This is a genomic window from Flavobacterium sp. GNP002, from assembly GCF_054343795.1.
The window spans coordinates 565,304-587,245 of record NZ_JBTGUW010000001.1; the positions used below are offsets into that span (position 1 = coordinate 565,304).

General features: G+C 33.5%; 19 protein-coding genes. 7 read left to right on the forward strand and 12 right to left on the reverse strand.

Features of this window, described 5'->3' with window-relative positions; translation table 11 throughout:
- Genes ACXX80_RS02585 through mraZ form a run of 5 tightly spaced genes read right to left on the reverse strand, consistent with a single transcriptional unit; the run spans position 1 to position 5,174 of the window.
- Positions 1–1,464: a UDP-N-acetylmuramoyl-L-alanyl-D-glutamate--2,6-diaminopimelate ligase gene (locus tag ACXX80_RS02585; RefSeq protein WP_458551863.1), complete on the reverse strand. Its 1,464-nt coding sequence runs from the start codon at positions 1,462–1,464 to the stop codon at positions 1–3.
- The gene (locus ACXX80_RS02590) at positions 1,461–3,467 is read right to left on the reverse strand and encodes a PASTA domain-containing penicillin-binding protein (protein ID WP_458551864.1); all 2,007 of its coding nucleotides are present in this window, start codon (positions 3,465–3,467) and stop codon (positions 1,461–1,463) included. Before ACXX80_RS02590 ends, ACXX80_RS02585 begins: the two co-directional genes overlap by 4 nt.
- The gene (locus ACXX80_RS02595) at positions 3,458–3,805 is read right to left on the reverse strand and encodes an FtsL-like putative cell division protein (RefSeq protein ID WP_315206747.1); all 348 of its coding nucleotides are present in this window, start codon (positions 3,803–3,805) and stop codon (positions 3,458–3,460) included. The genes ACXX80_RS02590 and ACXX80_RS02595 overlap by 10 nt, the downstream gene beginning before the upstream one ends.
- A 12-nt stretch (positions 3,806–3,817) precedes the next feature.
- Positions 3,818–4,726 (reverse strand): 16S rRNA (cytosine(1402)-N(4))-methyltransferase RsmH, encoded by a 909-nt coding sequence (gene rsmH, locus ACXX80_RS02600; protein WP_458551865.1) that lies wholly within the window; start codon positions 4,724–4,726, stop codon positions 3,818–3,820.
- A complete protein-coding gene (gene mraZ / locus ACXX80_RS02605; protein ID WP_417950509.1) occupies positions 4,701–5,174 on the reverse strand; it encodes a division/cell wall cluster transcriptional repressor MraZ in 474 nt (157 codons plus the stop codon). The genes rsmH and mraZ overlap by 26 nt, the downstream gene beginning before the upstream one ends.
- Positions 5,175–5,555: 381 nt before the next feature.
- Between mraZ and ACXX80_RS02610 the strand changes: the two genes are divergently transcribed.
- Both ACXX80_RS02610 and yihA read left to right on the forward strand, forming a co-directional pair.
- A complete protein-coding gene (locus ACXX80_RS02610; protein ID WP_315206740.1) occupies positions 5,556–6,329 on the forward strand; it encodes an alpha/beta fold hydrolase in 774 nt (257 codons plus the stop codon).
- A gap of 31 nt (positions 6,330–6,360) precedes the next feature.
- On the forward strand, positions 6,361–6,981 hold the full coding sequence (gene yihA / locus ACXX80_RS02615; RefSeq protein ID WP_315206738.1) for a ribosome biogenesis GTP-binding protein YihA/YsxC: 621 nt from the start codon (positions 6,361–6,363) through the stop codon (positions 6,979–6,981).
- Positions 6,982–7,059: 78 nt separating this feature from the next.
- On the opposite strand, the gene gldC is transcribed toward yihA, so the two are convergent.
- Positions 7,060–7,395 carry a gliding motility protein GldC gene (gene gldC / locus ACXX80_RS02620; protein ID WP_091165314.1) on the reverse strand — a complete coding sequence of 112 codons (336 nt, stop codon included), beginning with the start codon at positions 7,393–7,395 and terminating at the stop codon, positions 7,060–7,062.
- Entirely contained in the window at positions 7,395–8,351 is a 957-nt protein-coding gene (gene gldB, locus ACXX80_RS02625; protein WP_458551866.1) for a gliding motility lipoprotein GldB, read from the reverse strand. The genes gldC and gldB overlap by 1 nt, the downstream gene beginning before the upstream one ends.
- Before the next feature lie 100 nt (positions 8,352–8,451).
- Here gldB and nadE point away from each other — a divergent pair, with 100 nt between their 5' ends.
- Positions 8,452–9,252: an NAD(+) synthase gene (gene nadE / locus ACXX80_RS02630; protein WP_458551867.1), complete on the forward strand. Its 801-nt coding sequence runs from the start codon at positions 8,452–8,454 to the stop codon at positions 9,250–9,252.
- Between the two features lie 94 nt (positions 9,253–9,346).
- The gene (locus ACXX80_RS02635) at positions 9,347–9,976 is read left to right on the forward strand and encodes a LuxR C-terminal-related transcriptional regulator (protein ID WP_458551868.1); all 630 of its coding nucleotides are present in this window, start codon (positions 9,347–9,349) and stop codon (positions 9,974–9,976) included.
- Here the strand turns inward: ACXX80_RS02635 and dnaG are convergent.
- The 5 genes from dnaG to ACXX80_RS02660 form a co-directional block, all read right to left on the reverse strand.
- The gene (gene dnaG / locus ACXX80_RS02640; RefSeq protein ID WP_458551869.1) at positions 9,973–11,946 is read right to left on the reverse strand and encodes a DNA primase; all 1,974 of its coding nucleotides are present in this window, start codon (positions 11,944–11,946) and stop codon (positions 9,973–9,975) included. The two genes, ACXX80_RS02635 and dnaG, sit on opposite strands and share 4 nt — an antisense overlap.
- 116 nt (positions 11,947–12,062) lie before the next feature.
- Positions 12,063–13,655 (reverse strand): hypothetical protein, encoded by a 1,593-nt coding sequence (locus ACXX80_RS02645; RefSeq protein ID WP_458551870.1) that lies wholly within the window; start codon positions 13,653–13,655, stop codon positions 12,063–12,065.
- 34 nt (positions 13,656–13,689) lie between these two features.
- On the reverse strand, positions 13,690–14,436 hold the full coding sequence (locus ACXX80_RS02650) for a hypothetical protein (protein ID WP_458551871.1): 747 nt from the start codon (positions 14,434–14,436) through the stop codon (positions 13,690–13,692).
- Positions 14,423–14,983, reverse strand: coding sequence for an RNA polymerase sigma factor (locus tag ACXX80_RS02655; RefSeq protein WP_458551872.1), 561 nt, complete (start codon positions 14,981–14,983; stop codon positions 14,423–14,425). The genes ACXX80_RS02650 and ACXX80_RS02655 overlap by 14 nt, the downstream gene beginning before the upstream one ends.
- 148 nt (positions 14,984–15,131) lie before the next feature.
- Positions 15,132–16,109 carry a polyprenyl synthetase family protein gene (locus ACXX80_RS02660; protein ID WP_458551873.1) on the reverse strand — a complete coding sequence of 326 codons (978 nt, stop codon included), beginning with the start codon at positions 16,107–16,109 and terminating at the stop codon, positions 15,132–15,134.
- Between the two features lie 195 nt (positions 16,110–16,304).
- Between ACXX80_RS02660 and ACXX80_RS02665 the strand changes: the two genes are divergently transcribed.
- Genes ACXX80_RS02665 through ACXX80_RS02675 form a run of 3 tightly spaced genes read left to right on the forward strand, consistent with a single transcriptional unit; the run spans position 16,305 to position 21,908 of the window.
- A complete protein-coding gene (locus ACXX80_RS02665) occupies positions 16,305–19,394 on the forward strand; it encodes a SusC/RagA family TonB-linked outer membrane protein (protein WP_458551874.1) in 3,090 nt (1,029 codons plus the stop codon).
- Between the two features lie 10 nt (positions 19,395–19,404).
- Complete coding sequence (locus tag ACXX80_RS02670) at positions 19,405–20,814, forward strand: SusD/RagB family nutrient-binding outer membrane lipoprotein (RefSeq protein WP_458551875.1); 1,410 nt, start codon at positions 19,405–19,407, stop codon at positions 20,812–20,814.
- An 11-nt stretch (positions 20,815–20,825) separates the two neighbouring features.
- The gene (locus ACXX80_RS02675; protein WP_458551876.1) at positions 20,826–21,908 is read left to right on the forward strand and encodes an alkaline phosphatase family protein; all 1,083 of its coding nucleotides are present in this window, start codon (positions 20,826–20,828) and stop codon (positions 21,906–21,908) included.
- The last annotated feature ends 34 nt before the right edge of the window (positions 21,909–21,942 follow it).

Consider the following 21,942-nt stretch of genomic DNA (forward strand, 5'->3'; position numbering starts at 1 on the left):
CTATTTATGGAGTTGGTCTAATATTTCTTTAACTATTTTCATATCGTCAAAATCATGACGGATACCATTTATTTCCTGATACGTCTCATGCCCTTTTCCGGCAATTAAAATAATATCATTGGGCTGAGCCAATTGGCATGCGGTTTTTATGGCTTGCTTCCTATCGGTTATAGTCAACATTTTTTTATAATTCTGAGGAGCAACACCTTGTTCCATTTCAGCAATAATAATTTCTGGGTCTTCATTTCTTGGATTATCCGAGGTGAAAATTGCTTTATCACTCAAATCAGATGCAATGCCAGCCATAATTGGTCGCTTGGTTTTATCTCTATTACCACCACAACCTACAACCGTGATTAATTGTTCGTTTTTTGTACGAATGTCATTAATGGTTTTCAGTACATTTTCTAAGGCATCAGGTGTATGCGCATAATCCACAATCGCTGTAATATTTGAAGCAGAAACAATAAATTGAAAACGCCCTGAAACACTTTCTAAATCGGATAACAATCGAAGTACTTCCAGACTATCCATTCCAAGTTCAACCGCAGTACCATAAATTGCCAATAAATTATAAGCATTAAATGTTCCTATCAGTTTTACCCAAACTTCATTTCCGTTTATTTTTAACAACAAACCTGACAGTTGATTTTCCAGGATTTGGGCTTTATAATCAGCATATGATTTTAAGGCATAAGTCAATTTTTTTGCCACAGTATTCTGTAACATCACTTGCCCATTTTTATCATCAATATTGGACAGTGCAAATGCTGTTTTAGGCAAATTATCAAAAAACGATTTTTTCACATCTCTATATTCTGCAAACGTCGGATGGTAATCCAAATGATCGTGAGACAAATTGGTAAAAATACCGCCAACAAAATGCAATGCTTCGGTTCTTTTTTGATGAATTCCATGAGAACTCACTTCCATAAAACAGTATTCAATCCTGTTTTCCACCATTTCTTTCAGATAATGATTTATCGTAATTGAATCTGGAGTCGTGTGTGTCGCTTTATATTCAACATCATCAACTAAAATTTTTACTGTAGAAAGTAAACCAACTTTATAACCCGCTTTTTTGAATAATTGGTACAATAAAGAAGCAATTGTTGTTTTACCGTTTGTCCCCGTAATTCCTACCAATTTCAAGTTTTGAGACGGATCTCCAAAATAATTTGCAGCCATAAATGCCAAGGCAGAATTAGTGTCTTTTACCTGAACATAGGTAATTCCTTTAGCAATATTCTCTGGAAATGTATCGCATATAACCGCTACAGCTCCTAGCTCAATTGCTTTTTCTATAAAATCGTGTCCATCAGAAATGGAACCACGAATTGCTACGAAAATATCATTAGTCTCGATTTTTCTAGAATCGAAATCCATTTTATTAATAGCAATATCCGTCGAGCCTTTTACGGCTTCGATAGCTACTTTATATAATATATCTTTTAATATACTCATGATAATTCCAATAGTATAGTTGTATTTTTTACAATATTCTGACCCGCAGCAAGTGATTGTTTTTTCACTTTACCAACTCCCGTAACCTTAACTTTTATGCCCAAATTACCTAATAAAGCGACAGCATCCATCCCTGACATACCTTTCACATTAGGAATTAATTGCATCTTCTTTTCTGATTTTACAAAGTAAGAATCATAATTATTTTCTTGTTTTTGTATTTTTCTATTTAGGTTTTTAATCTCATTCGTTGATGGCGCATCAGTAAAAATCTTTTGAGCAATCCTCTTGAAAACTGGTCCGGCAACGTCAGCTCCATAATAATTATTCATCGATGTATTTGGTGCATGTACTACAACAATGCAAGAATATTTAGGATGTTCAGCAGGAAAAAACCCTACGAAAGATGAAATATAATGTTTATCATTTCCTCCATTTTTTCCATAATTTGCTTGTGCTGTTCCTGTTTTTCCTGCCATAGAAAAATCTTTAGAATATAGCTTTGCGCCTGTTCCTCTTTTTACCACATTTGACAACAACACTTTTAATTTTTTGATAGTTCCATCAGAACAAATCTTCGGATTGATAATTTGTTTATCATACTTCTTGATGGTTTTATTCCATTCTTTAATTTCTGAAACGAATTGTGGTTTTACCATTTCTCCGTTATTTGCTACAGCATTATACAAAGTCAAAGTTTGCAAAGGTGTCATTGCAACACTATATCCAAAAGCCATCCATGGTAAAATATTAGGATTCCAATTTTTATCTGATGTTTGATGAACAATAGGTTTTCCTTCGCCTTGAAATGGCAATCCAAGAGGTTTGTTCAAACCCATTTTATTTATTCTATCGATAAATTGTTGTGGATTATTTTTATAATTTTCTACAACAGCTTGAACTAAAATAGTATTGGAAGAAACTTCAAAGCCTTTTCCAAGGGAAATTTTCCCATATCCGCCTTCATGTGAATCACGAACTTTGTCACCTCTGTAAGTTATAACGCCACCATGACTATCGTAAACCTTAGATGTATCGACTTTGTTATCATCTAAAAGCGCAATCATATCTACCAATTTGAATGTAGAACCTGGTTCGTGAGATTCTGCAACAGCATAATTTATAGTTTCGTAGTAGTTACCAGATTTTTCGTCTCTTCCCAAATTAGAAATTGCTTTAACCTGACCTGTTTTGGTTTCCATAACTACCACACAACCATGTTCAGCGCCATACTCTTCCAATTGTTTCAACAAGGCATGATGCGCAATATCTTGTATGTAAACATCAATAGTTGAAATTACATCATATCCATCTCGCGGATCAACTTCATTTACATCACGAATGGGTTTCCATTGTCCTTTTGCAATTTTTTGTTTTAAAATTTTACCGTCTTTTCCGTTTAGATATTTTCCAAAAGCACCTTCTATTCCTACTCGTTTTAATTGACCACTTTCGTCAATTCTATCGTAACCAATGGTTCTTTCAGCAATTTTACCAATAGGGTGTTCTCTTACCGTTTCTTGTTCAATTATAATTCCGCCCTTGTAAGCTCCCAAATTAAACAACGGAAACCCTTTGATTTTAGAATACTGGGTATAACTTAATTTACGGGCAACTAAATAATATCTGTTCTTATTTGCCCTGGCTTTTCTTAATTCGTTTTCAAAAAAATTAGATGGTTTTCCTAAAACTGAAGCCAACGAATCTGACAATGATTTAACATTTTTTTCAAATGCTTCAGCTTTTGGAGCAACAGCATCAAAACGTATTTCATAATTAGGAATAGAAGTAGCTAAAAGACTTCCGTCGGCAGAATAAATATTTCCTTTATTCGCTGGAATCACAAAATTCTTAACGGTTCTTTCCTTGGCTAATTTTCTATAATAATCACCTTCGACCCATTGAATATTTGTCAACTTTACAGCAATAGCAATTGCCATCAAAAAGATAGCGAATGCAACCAGATAAATTCTGTACGATATGTATTTATCTTCTACTGCCATATTTTTTTGAAAAAGCTTTTTTCTTCTTCTTTTTTAACTTTTATTTTTATTGGAGGAACTGTTGACGGAAAAATTTCTTTCTCTATCATTTTTTCAGACACAGTCGATTCCATTTTTAATTTCATTAATTCTGAGCGTCTGTCCACAAATTCTGAACGCAACTCTTTAACCTGATTTGTCAACTCTGCAATCCGAAAAACTTTCTGCTCAAATCGCTGTGTATTAGCAATCATTACAATCGCCAATAGGATTACAAAAACAATAAACCGCCAGTTTTTTACCGCATCATCATTTATAAGAAACCGCGCTTTCAATAGGCTATAAACTCCGTTTTTCATTTTTATGACTAATTATATCTTTTCGGCAATTCTCAATTTGGCACTCCTTGCTCTGTTGTTCTCTTTTATCTCAGCATTATCCGGAACGATTAATTTACCAACTGTTTTAAATGGCACAGAAAAATTACCAAAAAAATCACGCTCAGGCTCCCCTTCAAACATTCCGTTTTTCATAAATCTTTTCACCAAACGGTCTTCTAATGAATGATATGATATCACACTTAATCTTCCGCCAGGATTTAATACTTCTAAGGATTGTTCCAAAAATTCTTTCAAAACATCCATTTCCTGATTCACTTCAATTCGGATAGCCTGATAGATTTGAGCTAATATTTTATTTCGAACTCTTTCTGGTAAATATCTCGCCAAAACCTCTTTCAATTCATCAGTGGTTTTGATTGACTGTTCCTCTCTCGCCTCTATAATTGTTCTTGCCAAAGCAGGTGCGTTTTTTAATTCGCCATAATCCAAGAACACTCTTTTTAAATTCACATCATCATATTCATTGACAACCCGATAGGCATTCAAATCATTTTTCTGACTCATTCTCATATCCAACTCCGCATCAAAGCGAGTAGAAAAACCTCTTTCAGGAACATCAAACTGATGAGATGAAACTCCTAAATCTGCCAAGATTCCATCAACACTTTTCACACCATAAAAACGCAAAAACCGTTTTATAAAACGGAAATTCTCATTAATAAGCGTAAATCTTTCATCAGGCAAGGCATTCGCCAAAGCGTCTTCATCCTGATCGAAAGCAAACAGCTTTCCGTTTGGCCCGAGTCTTTTCAAAATTTCTTTCGAATGTCCTCCACCGCCAAAAGTCACATCTACATAAATGCCGTCTGGCTTAATATTTAAACCATCTACTGATGCCTGAAGCAAAACCGGATTATGATATTCCATTGTCGTCGTCATTTATATTTCCCATTACTTCTTCTGCTAAATCTGCAAAATCAACATCCTCACCATTTATTGATTTTTCGTATAAATCTTTATCCCAAATCTCAACAATATTTACTGCCGATGAAAAGACAACTTCCTTAGCAATACTTGCAAATACCACCAAATCCTTTGGCACTAATAACCTACCTAAAGCATCAATTTCAACCACTTTAACCCCAGCAGTAAACCTGCGGATAAAGTCATTGTTTTTCTTTACAAATCGATTTAGTTTATTGATTTTTTGCATCATCAAATCCCATTCATTCATAGGATACAACTCTAGACATGGTTGAAAGACGGAACGCTTCAAAACAAAACCGTTTTGAAGTGAAGCAGCCAATTGCTTTTTTAAAGGCGCTGGCAACAGCAACCTTCCTTTAGCATCGACTTTACATTCATATGTTCCAATAATTGTATCCAATCAAAAAGTTTTAAATGATGTAGAGCAAAAATATAAAAAATATTACCACAATTTACCACTATATCCCACTTTGTTAATAAGTTTAACCACTTCCAGTCAAAAACCCTTAATTTTTAGACAGTCAGAACGTTAGCTCACTTTTGTTTTATTTGTAAGAAAGGTAATGTTATTGAAAAAAGGAGGTGAAATACAATGATATTTCAATTTAAAATGGTAAGAACAAGCTCGAAATAAATGAAATTTGAAGCTCGAATAAGCAAACAAAGAGACCTCTATTTTTACCACGACACACATAATTTTACAATTAAAATTGTTGTAAAAATTCTTTTTTATTTATTAAATCCTATATTTGTCAAAATTGAAAATCCGCATTCAAAAAAAATGGAAAAACACTATAAAAAAGAAGGTAGATATAGCTATTATGAAGCTGGCGAAGGAACTCCAATCGTCATCTTGCACGGGCTAATGGGTGGACTTAGCAACTTTGATGCTGTTGCAAGTTACTTTTCTACAAAGGGATATAAAATAATCATTCCAGATTTACCTATATACACTCAAAACATTTTAAAAACGAATGTAAAAAGTTTTGCAAAATATGTTAAAGATTTCATCACATTCAAAGGACTAGACAGAGTAATTCTTTTAGGAAATTCATTAGGCGGCCATATTGCTTTATACCACACTAAAATGTATCCTGAAAAAGTAGCCGGCCTTGTAATAACCGGAAGTTCTGGTCTTTATGAAAGCGCAATGGGCGACAGCTATCCTAAAAGAGGTGATTATGAATACATCAAGAAAAAAGCTGAGGATGTGTTTTATGATCCAAAAGTAGCTACCAAAGAACTTATTGATGAAGTTTACGAATCTGTAAATGACAGAATAAAATTGATAAAAACACTGACAATTGCAAAAAGTGCGATTCGTCATAATATGGCAAAAGATTTGCCAAAAATGCATGTTCAAACCTGTATAATTTGGGGAAAAAACGATAAAGTTACGCCTCCTGATGTTGCAGAAGAATTCAATAAATTATTACCTAATTCTACCTTATATTGGATAGATAAATGTGGTCATGCCGCTATGATGGAGCATCCTGATGAATTTAATCGTTTATTAGAAGACTGGCTAACAAACACGCATTTATCAGTACACTAATCCCAAAAGGAGAATTTTACACCTAGAAAAAATGAAAATTAATACTGCCGAATTTGTTATCAGCAACTCCGATGTAGCCAAATGTCCGAAAGACTTTTTGCCGGAATATGCTTTTATTGGCCGATCAAATGTTGGAAAATCCTCTTTGATAAACATGCTAACGAATCATAAAAAGTTAGCTAAAACTTCAGGAAGACCAGGAAAAACACAGTTAATTAATCATTTTTTGATTAACAGCAATTGGTTTCTTGTAGATTTACCAGGTTATGGTTATGCTAAAGTTTCTAAAAAAACGAAATCAATTTTTCAGGAATTTATTACTGACTACTTCGAAACAAGAGAGCAATTAGTTTGTGCATTTGTTCTGATTGATATTCGTCATGAAGCGCAAACCATAGATATTGAATTCATGTCCTATATGGGCGAAAGTGAAATTCCTTTTTGTATTGTTTTTACCAAAGCAGACAAAATCAGTAAAGTAAAAATCGATTCTCATATTGCGGCTTACAAAAAGAAAATGTTCGCTAACAATTGGGCCGAAATGCCTCATTATTTTGTTACTTCCGCAACAGAATCGACCGGAAAAGAAGAGTTATTAACCTATATTGACGAAGTAAACCAAGAGGTTTTTAAAAATAATAATCAATTTTAGAAACTACATTTTATTATATAAAAAATCCCAAAACTTATAATTTAGTTTTGGGATTTTTTGTTTTTATTTAGAATCTATCTATTTTGTTAACTCCAATTTTTCCGCAAAATAATCACAGAAATCTTTCATGGTATCAGCCATTTTTTCGTCATCAGTAGCACGTTTAAATGTTTCAGACATCGCCACTAAAGTCTGGTGAAAGAAAATTTTCATTTCATCAACTGGCATATCTTTAGTCCATAAATCAATTCGCATACTTTCTTTTGCCTTGCTGTCCCAGATAGACAACATAATTGCTTTTGCTTCTTCTTGTTCTACTCCACCGTCTTTTGCAGACCACATTAATTTTTCCGGAACACGATTTTCATCTAACTCAATTAGAAACTTAATTTCTGATGTATTTTTATTCGACATTACTTTTTGGGTTTGTATTTTGATTTAACAAATATTTCTTTTGCATTGGTTTTTAATAAATCTACCAAAGGCACATCATTATTTTTCATATAAGAGCGTACCATTTGCCATCCTATCCAGGCACCAACCTGCCCTGGGGAATCATTATCAATTTCTAAATAAAATTTAGAAAATGGAGCCGGATTTATAAACCGGGAAATTAATTTTTGATCATTACTATAAAGCATTTCTTTTTCAATAAAATAACGCCACATATAACTTTCATTTTCTTGGCACCATATAATTTGCGCAGGAGAATATCCCATTTTTTCAGCATCTGTATAATCCGGCAAAAGTAAGTCTTTTAAATACAATTGCTTTCCCGAGTAAATCATTTGACTTAGCAAATCTTTGTCTAAAACAGGTGGAATATTACGTGCTGAAAAACTCGATACTACATCAGGTGCGATTTGTCTTTCCTCAAAATTTTGTTTTAAATAATTTGGAAACTGATAAAACTTATGATTCTTTCCTAAATACAATTCGAGCGAAATTACAACTAAACTATCTGCATAAATAGCCTTGTTTTTATAATCCATTTCAGAGATTACGGTGATTACTTTAGGTGTTTTTGTCTTAGGAAAATAATATTTGATGTGCTTGAAAAGTGTTTCTAACTCTAATTTTACCGGCTCAAAATCACCATATTTTTTTTGTACTTCTGTGTACAATTCTCTCCATAACGGATCTTGCATTTTTTCTAACCAAACACTATCGTCATTTCCTGGAGGAAAAAAAAACGGAAATTGTTTTTTTACTTTTTCTAAATCTTGCGGAGGAGTTTCAAAAAATATTTTATCAAAGCGTTCCACTTTTACTTCCAAAGGAATTGCAGTAACAGTACTTTCTACTTTGTTTTTCTTATCACAAGATAAAATAAAGAGACAAAAGACTACAAGAAACAGATATTTTTTCATATATATTAATTAAGTTTGTTTCCAAAGAATCTAAGGAAACGAATGCGCAACAAATTGATTTTGCAAATATACATTCCTGATTTTTAAAACGTAAACTATTATGACTAAAAAAAGCACATTACAAGTTGAAAAAGTGAATGCCCACATCGTAAATTGGTTAAAAACATATGCAGAAAATGCAAAAGTAAATGGTTTTGTAATTGGGATTTCCGGAGGAGTAGATTCGGCAGTCACCTCAACATTATGTGCACAAACAGGATTAAAAGTTTTATGTGTTGAAATGCCCATCCATCAGGCACAAAGTCATGTAACTCGAGGACGGGAGCATATTGAACAATTAAAAAAAAGGTTTCCAAATGTATCCAGCATTGAAGCAGATTTGACCTCTGTTTTTGAAACATTCAAGACAGTTGTGCCAGATGTTACAGATTCCGCTAAACTTCATTTATCACTTGCCAATACTCGAGCACGATTAAGAATGACAACACTGTATTACTTTGCTGGGATTCATTCTTTATTGGTCGCCGGAACTGGAAATAAAGTAGAAGATTTTGGAGTGGGTTTCTATACAAAATATGGCGATGGCGGAGTTGATTTAAGTCCTATCGCTGATTTAATGAAGTCTGAAGTGTTTCTTTTAGGCAGTTACTTAAAAGTACCAGCTTCTATTTTAAATGCATCCCCTACTGATGGATTATTTGGTGATGAAAGAACCGATGAAGATCAATTAGGTGCCAGTTATGACGAACTAGAATGGGCAATGACCCAAGATGAAGCTGGACAATCTTCGGATGCTTTTTCAGGAAGAGAAAAGGCTGTTTTCGAGATTTATAAGCGATTAAATACTATCAATCAACATAAAATGACAGCAATTCCTGTTTGTTTTATCCCAAAAGAATAAAGAAGTCACATTTTATATTGATTTACAATTAATTACAGAATTTATTTATTAATTTTACATTTCCAATAACAAATAATTCTAAAAATTTAAAATTATGATTAAAGTATGTATAGCCGACAATTATCCTGTTGTGCATTTTGGAGTAAAATCTTACTTTAAAGATAATGCAGACATATCAATAGTTGCCAATGTTGGTAATTTTTTGATGGTACGGGATATACTTTTAACTAAAGAGATTGATGTCTTAATTTTAGATTTGGAGCTGGAAGGTCTTTCCAGTATTTTTGAGGTCAAAGCGATCTTGAAAAATTTTCCAAAAACTAAAATTATCATTTTCAGTAGTCTTTCAGAACAAATTTATGCCCCTAATGCTATTAAAGCGGGAGTTTCAGGATTCATCCACAAAAAAGAAAAACTAGAAACTTTAGGAATTTCGATTATCAAAGTCCACCAAGGAAAGATAATTATAAATGAAACCGTAAAGAAAAATCTAGCACTAATTGCAAAACAAAGTAAGAGTGAACGCTTATATCGTAAGCTTTCTAATCGTGAAGTAGAAGTTTTACGCTATCTAAGTGACGGAAAGAAAAATCATGAAATAGCTGATATTCTAAAACTAAACGAAAAAACAATTAGTACGTACAAATTACGATTACTTACAAAACTAAATGTTACTAATTTAGTAGACTTGGTAAACAAAGCAAAAACTTTAGAGATCGTTTAGTACCGCGACATAACTCTCCCTAATTTTTTTGAAAACGAATGGACTAATATATTATAATCCATAACCATAGACAAAGGCTCTGTGTTATCTGAACCAGCTTCAGATGATAGAGAGCTTTTTAATTCTTCGATTATTTTACCTACCAAATACCACCTTAAGGTTAAAATAGTTTCAGATACATCTTGGCTTATCGTATCGTTTTTTGATTTTGGAAAAATATTTTGACCTTCCCAATTGTGTAGAACAACTCGTTCATCTTCCATCAAAATATCTGTAACTTCTTGTGCAAATTCAACTTGCAAATGCATGAGATATTGCTCTAAACTGAAAGTTTCATTCTGATGGTAATAGTTAATCAAATCATTGAATATATCTCTAAATAATGGATTTGCTAATTCAACTTCGTCTTCTTGCAAACTCAAATAAATTCTTTGATATACTTTATATTCTCTTTTTTCAACGACAGTTTCTATTTCGCCTTCAGCATTTGTTTTCAAAAATGTATCTTCAAATTCTTCATTCTTGTTTCCATACAACAACAGAATCTCAATAATTTTTCTTTCCAAACGATACAGAATATCTACTTTTTCAGCATCAACAGGATTTTCATTTTTTACAACTTCGAAAGCTTTTTGCTCTTGTTTTTGTTTTTTTCCAACTTCAACAACATCTTTTTGCACCAATTGCGCTAAGGTACTCACAAGCACTTGCTCCGAAATATCCATAATACGAGAACATTCCTGAATATAAATTTCGCGTTGAATTCTATCCGGAATTTTCGAAATACTGACTACCATATCCCGAATCAAATCCGCTTTTTTTATGGGATCATTCTTGGCTTCATTCATCAAAAGCGATGCTTTGAACTGAATGAAATCTTTAGCATTATTTTCGAGGTATAAAACTAAATCATCATAAGAAGTTTTTTTGGCAAAACTATCCGGATCTTCTCCGTCAGGAAAAGTACATACTTTTACATTCATTCCTTCTTCAAGAATCAAATCGATTCCTCGAATGGAAGCGCGCAGTCCTGCCGCATCACCATCAAAAAGAACGGTAATATTCTTTGTTAATCTATTGACTAATCGGATTTGATCGGGCGTCAAAGCTGTTCCTGAGGAAGAAACAACATTTTCAATACCGGATTGGCTGAACTGAATTACATCCGTATACCCTTCAACTAAATAGCAATTATTTAATTTTGCTATCGATTGTTTAGCCTGAAAAATACCATAAAGCACTTTGCTTTTATGATAAATTTCACTTTCGGGTGAATTCAGGTATTTGGCTGCTTTTTTATCATTGGTAAGAATCCGACCTCCAAAACCCAATACTCGTCCAGACATACTTTCTATAGGAAACATAACACGGCCTTTGAACCTGTCGAATGGTCTGTCATCACGGGGGATTGTGAGTCCTGTACTTTCTAGAAACTCTAATTTATATCCTTTTCCTAAAGCTTCTTTAGTAAAAGCATCCCAAGCTTCCGGTGAATATCCTAAACTAAATTTCTTGATAGTCTCATTCGTAAATCCTCTTTCTTTAAAATAAGAATATCCAATTGCTTTTCCTTCTTCAGAGTTTAAAAGTGTATTATGAAAATAGGTTTTTGCAAACTCAGAAACCAAATACATACTTTCCCGAACATCAGTTATGGCCTTCTCCTGATCCGTTTGCTCCGTTTCTTCAATTTCGATATTGTATTTTTTAGCTAAATATCGAATGGCTTCCGGATACGTAAAATGAGAGTGCTCCATTAAGAAAGCCACGGAATTCCCACCTTTTCCAGAGCTAAAATCTTTCCAAATTCCCTTTGCCGGCGAAACCATGAAAGATGGCGAACGCTCTTCGGAAAAAGGACTTAATCCTTTCCAATTACTTCCGGCACGTTTTAATTGGACAAAATCACCAATAACCTCCTCTACTCGGGCAGTTTCGAAAACAATATCAATAGTGGCTTTTGAAATCAATTTTATTTGGGGTCAAAGTTACAAAGGGTCAAAGTTACAAAGTTTTTGAAGATTTAAACCCTTTCAAAGTTTGAAACTCTCAAAGGGTTCTTAAAAAAAACTAACTAAAACAATTTCTAATTGAAATCAAAACGCAGTCCTAAAGAAACATTGTTTTGTTTCACTGTATTGTCTTTAAATAAAGGATTCAAATCATATTTCAAGTACAAGCTAGTCGATTTATATCCTACGTAAGTACTCAATCCATATATAAAACTATCAACATTAAAATCACCTTTAGTTATTTCTCTTGACTTATACCCATCAATATCATAATTTATATGTTGCTTCGATTTTAGATTTGTACCAACGTATCCTCCTAAACCAATACGGAAACTATCGTGTGTTTTAAAATAGGTCTTCCCATCTCTTTCTTTGGATTTTGTGAAGTCAAATTCTAAGTGCACTGGAAATACTAAATTTACATTCTTGAAACGAGAATCATCTTGCTGCACTGCATTCACTCCCAAATTTGTTTGATTTCCATTTACTACAAAATACCTATTATCTGTAGCTCGCAAATTATTATACATCACTGAAAATCCATATTTTGCATGCAATAGATTATTGTTTTTTAAAATTCTGGTATTATAAGTTACTCCCCATTCATAAAAATGAGAGCCCAAATACCTAAAATCTGATTTTTGAACAGAGCCATCAGTCACTACATTATTCAATCCAGTAGCTAATACCAATTGTGAAGTGGTTCTTTTGGATTGGCGTTCTTCTTTATCTTCCTGACCATTATAAACCTTCATGGAGGTGATATTAATTTCAGTTTGAGAACCAATTGAATTTGGATTGTTACCTAGAATAATTGTTCGACCTCCGCTTCTATGATCCTTTTCATCTGCTACTTTTCCATCAACTTTATCTTGTACCAATTGATTTAACTTTGCTTGTTCAACACTCACTTTTGTCTCGATAGCTGCAGCATGAATTTTTGCTTTTTGCATTTTAAGGTCACTTGCTTGCTCCTTAGTGACAACACCTTTTTCTAAGTCATTGTCTATTAATTCCACAGCCTCTTTTAGGGCATTTTTTTCATTATCTGTAATTGCTTTAATTTCGCTACTAATAGCTTTAGCTTTGGTTTCAAAGGAAATTGCTTTATGGTCTCTTCCTTTATTTTGTCCTGTTTCTTCAAGGGAATCCTCAACTATTTCTATTACTACATCCTTAAACCAAATTTGCCCAGTTTCATTTAATAAAACACCATACGAAATAGCTGTTGCCTCAGTTGGAACATATAAAACCACCTCATATTTAGTCCAATCCTTAGTTCCTTTGATGGGTCTTCTTTGCATATTATCAAAAGCTAACACTGCTGCAGTATAATAATCTACTCGCATCCATAACCCTGCCCATGACTTTACATTTTCACTTTTTACATACGCAGTCATTTTGACTGTTTTTCCTAAAAATGCATCCGGTTGTATGGTTTTCATTATAGTACCAAAACCATTCGTTTTACTTGGAATCGATTTAATTTTGTAAACCGTCTGGTTGTTTTTTTCAGCGCCTGCATCTAATCCCATTTCATAACTTTCTGCTTTTGAACCCCTATAATGCCAGTCTGAACTGTTTTTTATAGCGTCTACTCCTTGAGCATTTACCTTAGTTAGTAAGGAAAGCAATACAATTGTTGTGATTAAAATAATTTTTTGCATGATTTTCGTTTTTTGATTGATGATTGATATTGATTTATTCTTCGTAATTTCTATTAACTAAAACTGTTTTTATAGCATTAAAATTCTTGTTGAATTTATTCAATGCAGATTCTCTAAATGATTGATTTAATTCTGTTTCGGCATTTGCCAATAAACTGTTTGGATTTACTGAAATAGCTTTTCTTGTTTTTTCAATAGTTTTATCCGTAGCTTTTGATTCAAATTTAGTATTCGTAACTTCTGCTAATAATTTTTCTGCTGAAATATATTTATTTACACTTGTTGATTGGTAATTCTTGTTTTCAGAAGAATTAACTACATCCTCATTCTCTTTTGACAGATTGATAATTAAATCCGCATCCTCTTTCTTATTAAGTTGCTTTGGCTGCTTTTTCAAATTATTATTATCAGCGACAACTTTATGTGTCTCTACTGTTGTTTTTTGAACTTGGCTAGGCAAAATACCTTCATTGATTATTTCTGGCTCTTCTAAATTATTCCTATCTGGTTTTTCTTCTAGAACTACTGGAATAGTCGGATCTATTTTCACAGTGTCAAATCCATTAAAAAAAACGGTCCCTAACAATAAAAACCCAACAAAACTTGCCGCCATATACATCCAAGGGAATTTAGCTTTTGGTTTTTGCTTCGCCTGTTCGCTATTGCTCTGGTCAGCAGCCGAAAGCATTGCATCCAGTTTGCTCCAAGCCATTTCTGACGGTTTGATTTCCCGAGAATTTAATTGCTCTTTGAACTGTTTTTCTAATTTATTCGGTTCCATAACTGTAATTTTTTAACGTATTAATCTGTGCTTGCAGCATTTTCCTGGCATGTGATAATTGCGATTTTGATGTTCCTTCCTTAATCCCTAACATGCTGGAAATTTCATGATGTTTAAACCCTTCGATAGCATATAAATTGAAAACCATTTTATACCCATCCGGCAAACTATCAATCAAAAATTGGATATCGTCTATTGAAAATTGGCTTTCGATATTATTGAAACTTTCTTCAAAATAGGTTTCATCTTCACTATACTTTAGCTTTTTTTCAACTCGAATAAAAGAAATACATTCATTGACCATAATTCTTCTAATCCAACCTTCGAAACTTCCTTTGTGCTGAAAATTCTTCAGATTCGTAAACACTTTCATAAAAGCAGTAATCATGATATCTTCGGCCTGATGAATGTCTTTTATGTATTGGCGGCAAACACTTAACATTTTTGGAGAAAATTGAGTATAAATCTGCTGTTGTGCATGCCGATTGTTTTCGACAGCCAACTGAATTAATTCATTTTCCTCCTGATGTAAGTTGATTACTTTCAAAATTTTTATAAAGTGTTTCTATAAGTATAGACGATTGACGATGCAAAAAGGTTGCATCTTAAATAGAAAAAATTTTGATTTTAAAATTAAAAAAACAAAAAAGTCAATAAGACTGGTAGTTAACGAGAAAAAAATATTTTAAAAAAAATTATTTTTTTCTTTCAATTACATAATTCACCATCAAAATCAGCGCATCTTTAAACTCAGAATCAGAATAATTATCTAAAAGCAAAAGGGCTTCTTGCTGAAATTCAACCATTTTTTGTTCGGCATAAAGTAATCCGTTATTGTCTTTTACAAAAGCAATAACTTCTTTAACGCGTTTTTTATCTTTATTGTGGTTTTTAATAGAATTGATAAGCCAGCTTTTTTCTTTGGAAGTGCACGTATTCAAAACATGAATAAGAGGCAGCGTCATTTTTTGTTCTTTGATGTCAATGCCAGTTGGTTTACCAATGGCTTCATCCGTATAATCGAATAAATCATCTTTTATTTGAAAAGCCATTCCAATGAGTTCTCCAAACTTGCGCATATTCTCAACTTGAACTTCATCTTCAATAACAGATCTTGCACCAAGAGCACAACAGGCAGCAATAAGTGTTGCTGTCTTTTTCCGAATGATTTCATAATAAACGTCTTCTGTGATATCAAGTCTTCGGGCTTTTTCAATTTGAAGTAATTCGCCTTCACTCATTTCGCGTACAGCGACAGAAATAATCCGGAGTAAGTCAAAATCTCCATTATCGATAGAAAGTAACAATCCTTTGGACAATAAATAATCACCCACAAGTACCGCAATTTTATTTTTCCAAAGTGCATTCAACGAGAAAAAACCTCTTCTGCGGTTGCTATCATCCACTACATCATCGTGAACTAATGTCGCAGTATGTATCAGTTCGATAACACAAGCTCCGCGATACGTTCGTTCATTTACTATTCCGGCCGAAACCATTTTGGCCGTTAGAAAAACAAACATAGGACGCATTTGTTTTCCTTTGCGGTTTACTATGTAATAGGTAATTCTATTGAGTAGAGCCACTTGTGAAGTCATCGATTCATAGAACTTTTTTTCAAAAAGTTCCATTTCATTGAAAATGGGCTGTTTTATTTGTGAAGTGACATTCATTTAGGATTCAAAGTTACATCTTTTGACAAATATATTCAGCCTTAAATCCAATTTATGTGGTTCATTCTAAAAAAACATTCTCCTTAACATTGCTAACCTATTCTTAATTTCATGTCACTTTTTGTTAAAGTTATCTTAATCTGACGCGAGTAGCTGAGGTATAAGTTTGCACCACAAAAATAAAACAACAAACAAATGAAAATTTTAAGAAAAAATCTACTCTTTCTTTTACTTCTATTCTGCGCACATATTACTACTGCGCAAACCACTACAATTTCAGGAAAAGTAACCGATTCATCCGGATTCCCGCTAACTGGAGCAACTGTTTTAGTTAAAGGAACTAAAACTGCAGCCGCTGCAGATGAAAATGGAAATTACACTATTAAAACCGAAAAGGGAAAAACATTGATTTTCACCTTTATGGGCTTCATTACCAAAGAACTTTTAGTGACCAACCAAGAAAACCTAAATATTACATTGCAAGATGATTCTATATCACTAGGCGAAGTCGTTGTAACTGCTTTAGGAATTAAAAGAGATAAACGTGCTTTAGGATATGCATCTCAAGAGTTAAAATCAGAAGATATTAATAAAGTAAACTCAGCAAATTTTGTATCCAACTTAACAGGTAAAATATCAGGAGTTCAAATTACAGGATCTGGAAACGGAATCACTAGCTCTTCAAGAATTACTATCCGTGGTGATAAATCTCTGAACATCAACAACAACGGACCTTTATTTATAGTTGATGGTATTCCAATCAATAATAATGTATATGGTGTAGGAGGCGGTCCCACTACTCAAACTGACTTACCAACTGATTATGGCAATGGAGCTTCAGAAATTAATCAAGAAAACATTGAAAGTGTAAACGTATTAAAAGGAGCAGCAGCATCAGCACTTTATGGCTCTAGAGCGGCAAATGGTGTTATTGTTATTACAACTAAATCAGGTAAAAAAGGCAAAGGACTTGGTGTTTCAATAGCTTCTTCTTTCATGACAAGCGAAGCATTGCGATTACCTGAAATACAAGGTGTTTATGGTGCGGGATCAAAACAAGTATACGATCCTGGTGCAGATACAAACTTAGGTCCCCGTTTTGACTCAGGTGTCTCTTTATTACAAAATGGAAGTCCAGGATATTCAATAGGACAGGGACAAGTTTTACCATTTGAATTCAGATACAACTTAAATGACTTTTTTAGAAAAGGAAATTCGATTTCAAACTCAGTATCGATCTCTGGTTCAGATGAAAAAACAAATTTCAGACTAAGCTATGGAAAAACTACTAGCGAAGATATCGTGCCTAATTCTAATTTAAAAAGAGAAAACATAAGTCTCAACCTTAATTACACTATTTCAGACAAATGGAAAATTGCCACAGTAGCTACTTATACAAAAAGTGCTAGTGATAATACTCCAGTAACAGGTTACGGAAGTCAAGGAATTATGTACAATTTACTTTGGAATCATACCAATGTAGACTTAGATTGGCTTAAAGATTACTGGATTGTTAAAGATGTGAGACAAAACAGCATGTTTGGTTGGGGAGACAATCCATTTAAAATTGCTAATGAAAACATTAATGCATTTAAAAAAGGGCGCCTTTTTGGTAACATTTCTTCTACTTATGAAATCGATGAAAACTTTTCGTTTATGGCTAGAATAGGAATGGATAATTCTAATGATTTTAGATGGTCAAGACGACCAATTGGATCTTCTAGATATGGTGCAGGAATGTACCGCGAACAAACGATTGGTTTTACAGAATACAATGCCGATATGTTATTGAGTTACGATCATAATTTTGGAGATTTTTCGGTTAAAATATCCTACGGAGCTAACAGCATGAACCAATACACATCTGAAAGCAAAATTGAAGGACAAGGAATCAGTATCCCTGGAATTTACAATTTACAAAATATTAATGTTACGCCGATTTCATCTAGGAATATTTACAAAAAACGTATTAACAGCATGTATAGTTTTGCAAATATTGGATACAAAGATTTTCTATACTTAGATCTAACGGCAAGAAATGACTGGTCTTCTACTCTTCCGGCAGACAACAATTCTTACTTCTATCCTTCTGCGTCATTAAGCTTTATTCCAACTTCATTGTTTGAAATGAATGAAAATATTGACTTCTTAAAGCTGAGAGTAAATACAGCTTCTGTAGGAAACGACACTGATCCTTATAAATTAGTTAAAACATACAACAATGGTACTATAGCGGGAACATTAACTAATCCTAACACTATTTTAAACAGTAATTTGAAACCTGAAATTGCAACATCTTATGAAGTAGGTGTTGAAGCGCAGTTTTTCAAAAAAAGAATTACGCTTGATGCTAGTTATTATATTACCAATTCTAAAAATCAAATCGTAGGTTTAGATGTGTCACAAGCTTCTGGATTTAATTCGAACGTAATCAACGCAGGTAAAATACAAAATAAAGGAATCGAAATAGGATTAGGAATTACGCCTGTTAGAACTGGAAATTTTGAATGGTCACTTAACGCAAATTTCACTCAAAACCGTGGTACTGTAAAAGAATTGACTCCGGGAATTGACAATTATATTATTGCTCAAGGTCCTAATGGCGGCACAATTGAAGCACGTATTGGCGAACGAATGGGAGATATGTACGGGCGTGGTTATTTAAGAAGTCCTGACAATCAAATTGTATTCGATACTAATGGTTCACCAATTTTAGATACGAAAATCAAGAAAATAGGGAACTATAATCCAGATTGGATGCTGGGTCTAAGCACTAATCTTAAATACAAAAACTTCAATCTAAATGCATTATTTGATGTACGACACGGAGGTAAAATATACTCAATGACCAATTCAATTGGTATGGAAAGTGGCATACTTGCCGTTTCATTACCTGGCAGAGAAACAGGAATTGTAGGCAACGGTGTGGTTCAAAACACAGACGGATCATACAGACCAAACACCACCTCTGTAACTGCGGAAAACTGGTATTACTACAATGCTTATCGTAGAGATAATATTGAGGCCAATTCATTTGACGCTTCTTACGTAAAACTTAGAGAGGTAAGTTTAAATTACAGAATATCAGACAAATGGACCAAAGCGATAAAAATGCAAAACTTAAGTATTGGATTAGTTGGGAATAATCTAGCACTTTGGACAAAAGTTCCAAACATTGACCCAGAAACTCAAGCAATAAGTGGCGGTACATTATTACCTGGATTCGAAGTATTGCAACTGCCATCATCCAGAAACTATGGAATCAAATTAAATGCTTCATTCTAAAAAAATTATCATGAAAAAAATCATAGCCTTTATAGTACTATTAACTCTTAGTATTTCTTGCACCGATGGGTTTGAAGAAATCAACACTAATAAAAATCAACCAACTTCTTCACAACCCAAGCAGATGCTTCCCAACGTTATTTTCAACTTGGCCAATAGTAACGTGACCAACTCCTATGATTTTGGAGACATCACAGCTCAATATGGTGGTTTCTACGAGTACAATCAATTAGACATTTATGACTGGGGTGCTGACAACCGTTTTTGGGGACTATACAAATGGCTTAACGATATCTACGATATTAAAAAACAAGCGATTGCATTAAATGACAAAAATTACGAGGCCATTAGTCTTGTTCTTGAAACCTATACTATGAGTCTAATTACGGATACCTATGGTTACGCTCCCTATTCTGAAGCTTCAAAAGGAGAATCAGGGATATTGAAACCTAAGTATGATTCTCAAGAAGCTATTTACACGCAGCTGCTGTTAAATTTAGACAATGCCAACGCTTTAATAAATGTAAATTCAAAAGTAGAAGGAGATTTATTGTATAAAGGTGACATGTTGAAATGGAAAAAATTTTGTAATTCACTACATGTTCGTCTCTTGATGCGTATTTCAAATAAGGTCAATGTTAGCGCTAAATTAAATGAGATTGTTACAAAACCAACAGTATATCCATTATTCCAATCGAATACTGACAATGCAAACTATGTGTACTCAGGAAGCTATCCTAATATTTCACCTATGAGTGATGGAGTGAACAGATTGTACGGTTACAATATTGTAATTCCTTCCACAAATTTAGTGAATACATTAATAGCAAATAATGACCCTAGACTAGACGAATGGATTGATCCTATTGCAGGAACAAAGAATCATTTAGGATTAAGACCAGGATTACCGTTAGATCAGATTGGCGAACCAACAAAATATTCTAGAAGAGCTGAAGACTATTTTTATACGAAAACGAAAATATCTTCAATATTCATGACCTATAGTGAATTGAATTTCTTATTGGCAGAAGCGAGCCAACGCAATCTTATTACAACTGGATCAGCCAAAATGTATTACGATACCGCAGTAACAGCTTCTTTTGGACAATGGAATGTAACAATGCCAAATAATTACTTGACAGTCACAGCACCATATAACGCGACAAATGAAGTTTTATATACCCAAAAATGGCTAGCTTTATACCACACGGGAATTGAATCTTGGTTGGACTGGAAAAGAACTGGAAAACCAAGTTTTATTCAGGCAGGTCCTGGAGCTAAGAACAATGGTAAAGTACCTAGAAGAATTTTGTATCCAAGTTTAGAGCAATCAGTAAACAAAGAAAACAACAGCGAGGCGATACAAAAAATAGGAGGTAGCGACAATATTAACGCAAAAGTATGGTGGGATAATTTTTAATTAAAAAAAACATGAAAAAAATATTATTAATTCTGGTACTTTTTGTTTCGGTTTGTTCCCAAGCCCAAAAAGCAGAGAACATCATTATCATCACCACTGATGGATTTAGATGGCAAGAGGCTTTCAAGGGAATGGACGAAAGTTTAGCAAAGGACAAAAAATTCAATCAGAACGACAGCTCCTATATTTATAAAAAATATTGGGCTGAAAATGTAAACGAGCGAAGAGAAAAATTAATGCCTTTTATGTGGTCTGTTCTGGCTAAAAAAGGACAAATTTATGGTAACAGAACCCTTGGCAACAAGGTAAACAATGCCAATCCCTATTGGTTTAGTTATCCTGGTTATAACGAAATCATGACAGGCTACGCTGATACTTTAATCAATTCAAATAAGTATCCTGCAAATCCCAATATTACTGTTTTAGAATTCTTAAACAAGCAAGCTAAAATAAAAGGCAAAGTTGCTGCTTTTGGAGCATGGGATGCTTTTGATAATATCTTAAACGAAAAAAGAGCAGGTTTTCCTGTGGTATCTGCTTTTGATAAGGTAGGAGGAAAATCACCAACAGAGAGACAAAAATTAATTAATGCTATGCTAGCAGATTCATTTAAACCTTTTCACGAGGAGGAATGTCTGGATGTATTTACACATTATGGCGCTCTTGAAGAATTGAAGACGAACAAACCAAAAGTATTATACATCTCGTATGGTGAAACTGATGAATGGGCTCATGCAGGCTTTTATCGTTCCTATTTAGATGCAGCACACCAAGTGGATGCTTGGATTAAAGAGATTTGGGACTTTGTACAAAATGATCCTCAATACAAAGACAAAACGGCTTTAGTATTTACAACAGATCACGGAAGAGGCGATCTCACAAAAGCAGAATGGACGAGTCATGGACCACAAATAAAAGACGCATCAGAAATTTGGTTTGCCACTATGGGACCAAAAATTGAAGCAAAAGGGGAAATGAAAGAGAAAAACCAATTGTACCAAGATCAATTTGCGCAAACCATGGCTAAAATTATGGGATATACATTTGAAGCCAATCATCCAATTGCAAAAGAAATCTCTTCAGTAGTAAAATAAAAATAATATTTTAAAAAAAAGCTGTCCAAAAGTA

Excerpts from the sequence above, each read along its gene's own strand:
- ACXX80_RS02585 (WP_458551863.1), bottom strand. The coding sequence starts at position 1,464 with ATGAGTATATTAAAAGATATATTATATAAAGTAGCTATCGAAGCCGTA.
- ACXX80_RS02590 (WP_458551864.1), bottom strand. The coding sequence starts at position 3,467 with ATGGCAGTAGAAGATAAATACATATCGTACAGAATTTATCTGGTTGCA.
- ACXX80_RS02595 (WP_315206747.1), bottom strand. The coding sequence starts at position 3,805 with ATGAAAAACGGAGTTTATAGCCTATTGAAAGCGCGGTTTCTTATAAAT.
- rsmH (WP_458551865.1), bottom strand. The coding sequence starts at position 4,726 with ATGACGACGACAATGGAATATCATAATCCGGTTTTGCTTCAGGCATCA.
- ACXX80_RS02610 (WP_315206740.1), top strand. The coding sequence starts at position 5,556 with ATGGAAAAACACTATAAAAAAGAAGGTAGATATAGCTATTATGAAGCT.
- yihA (WP_315206738.1), top strand. The coding sequence starts at position 6,361 with ATGAAAATTAATACTGCCGAATTTGTTATCAGCAACTCCGATGTAGCC.
- gldC (WP_091165314.1), bottom strand. The coding sequence starts at position 7,395 with ATGTCGAATAAAAATACATCAGAAATTAAGTTTCTAATTGAGTTAGAT.
- gldB (WP_458551866.1), bottom strand. The coding sequence starts at position 8,351 with ATGAAAAAATATCTGTTTCTTGTAGTCTTTTGTCTCTTTATTTTATCT.
- nadE (WP_458551867.1), top strand. The coding sequence starts at position 8,452 with ATGACTAAAAAAAGCACATTACAAGTTGAAAAAGTGAATGCCCACATC.
- ACXX80_RS02635 (WP_458551868.1), top strand. The coding sequence starts at position 9,347 with ATGATTAAAGTATGTATAGCCGACAATTATCCTGTTGTGCATTTTGGA.
- ACXX80_RS02645 (WP_458551870.1), bottom strand. The coding sequence starts at position 13,655 with ATGCAAAAAATTATTTTAATCACAACAATTGTATTGCTTTCCTTACTA.
- ACXX80_RS02650 (WP_458551871.1), bottom strand. The coding sequence starts at position 14,436 with ATGGAACCGAATAAATTAGAAAAACAGTTCAAAGAGCAATTAAATTCT.
- ACXX80_RS02660 (WP_458551873.1), bottom strand. The coding sequence starts at position 16,109 with ATGAATGTCACTTCACAAATAAAACAGCCCATTTTCAATGAAATGGAA.
- ACXX80_RS02665 (WP_458551874.1), top strand. The coding sequence starts at position 16,305 with ATGAAAATTTTAAGAAAAAATCTACTCTTTCTTTTACTTCTATTCTGC.
- ACXX80_RS02670 (WP_458551875.1), top strand. The coding sequence starts at position 19,405 with ATGAAAAAAATCATAGCCTTTATAGTACTATTAACTCTTAGTATTTCT.
- ACXX80_RS02675 (WP_458551876.1), top strand. The coding sequence starts at position 20,826 with ATGAAAAAAATATTATTAATTCTGGTACTTTTTGTTTCGGTTTGTTCC.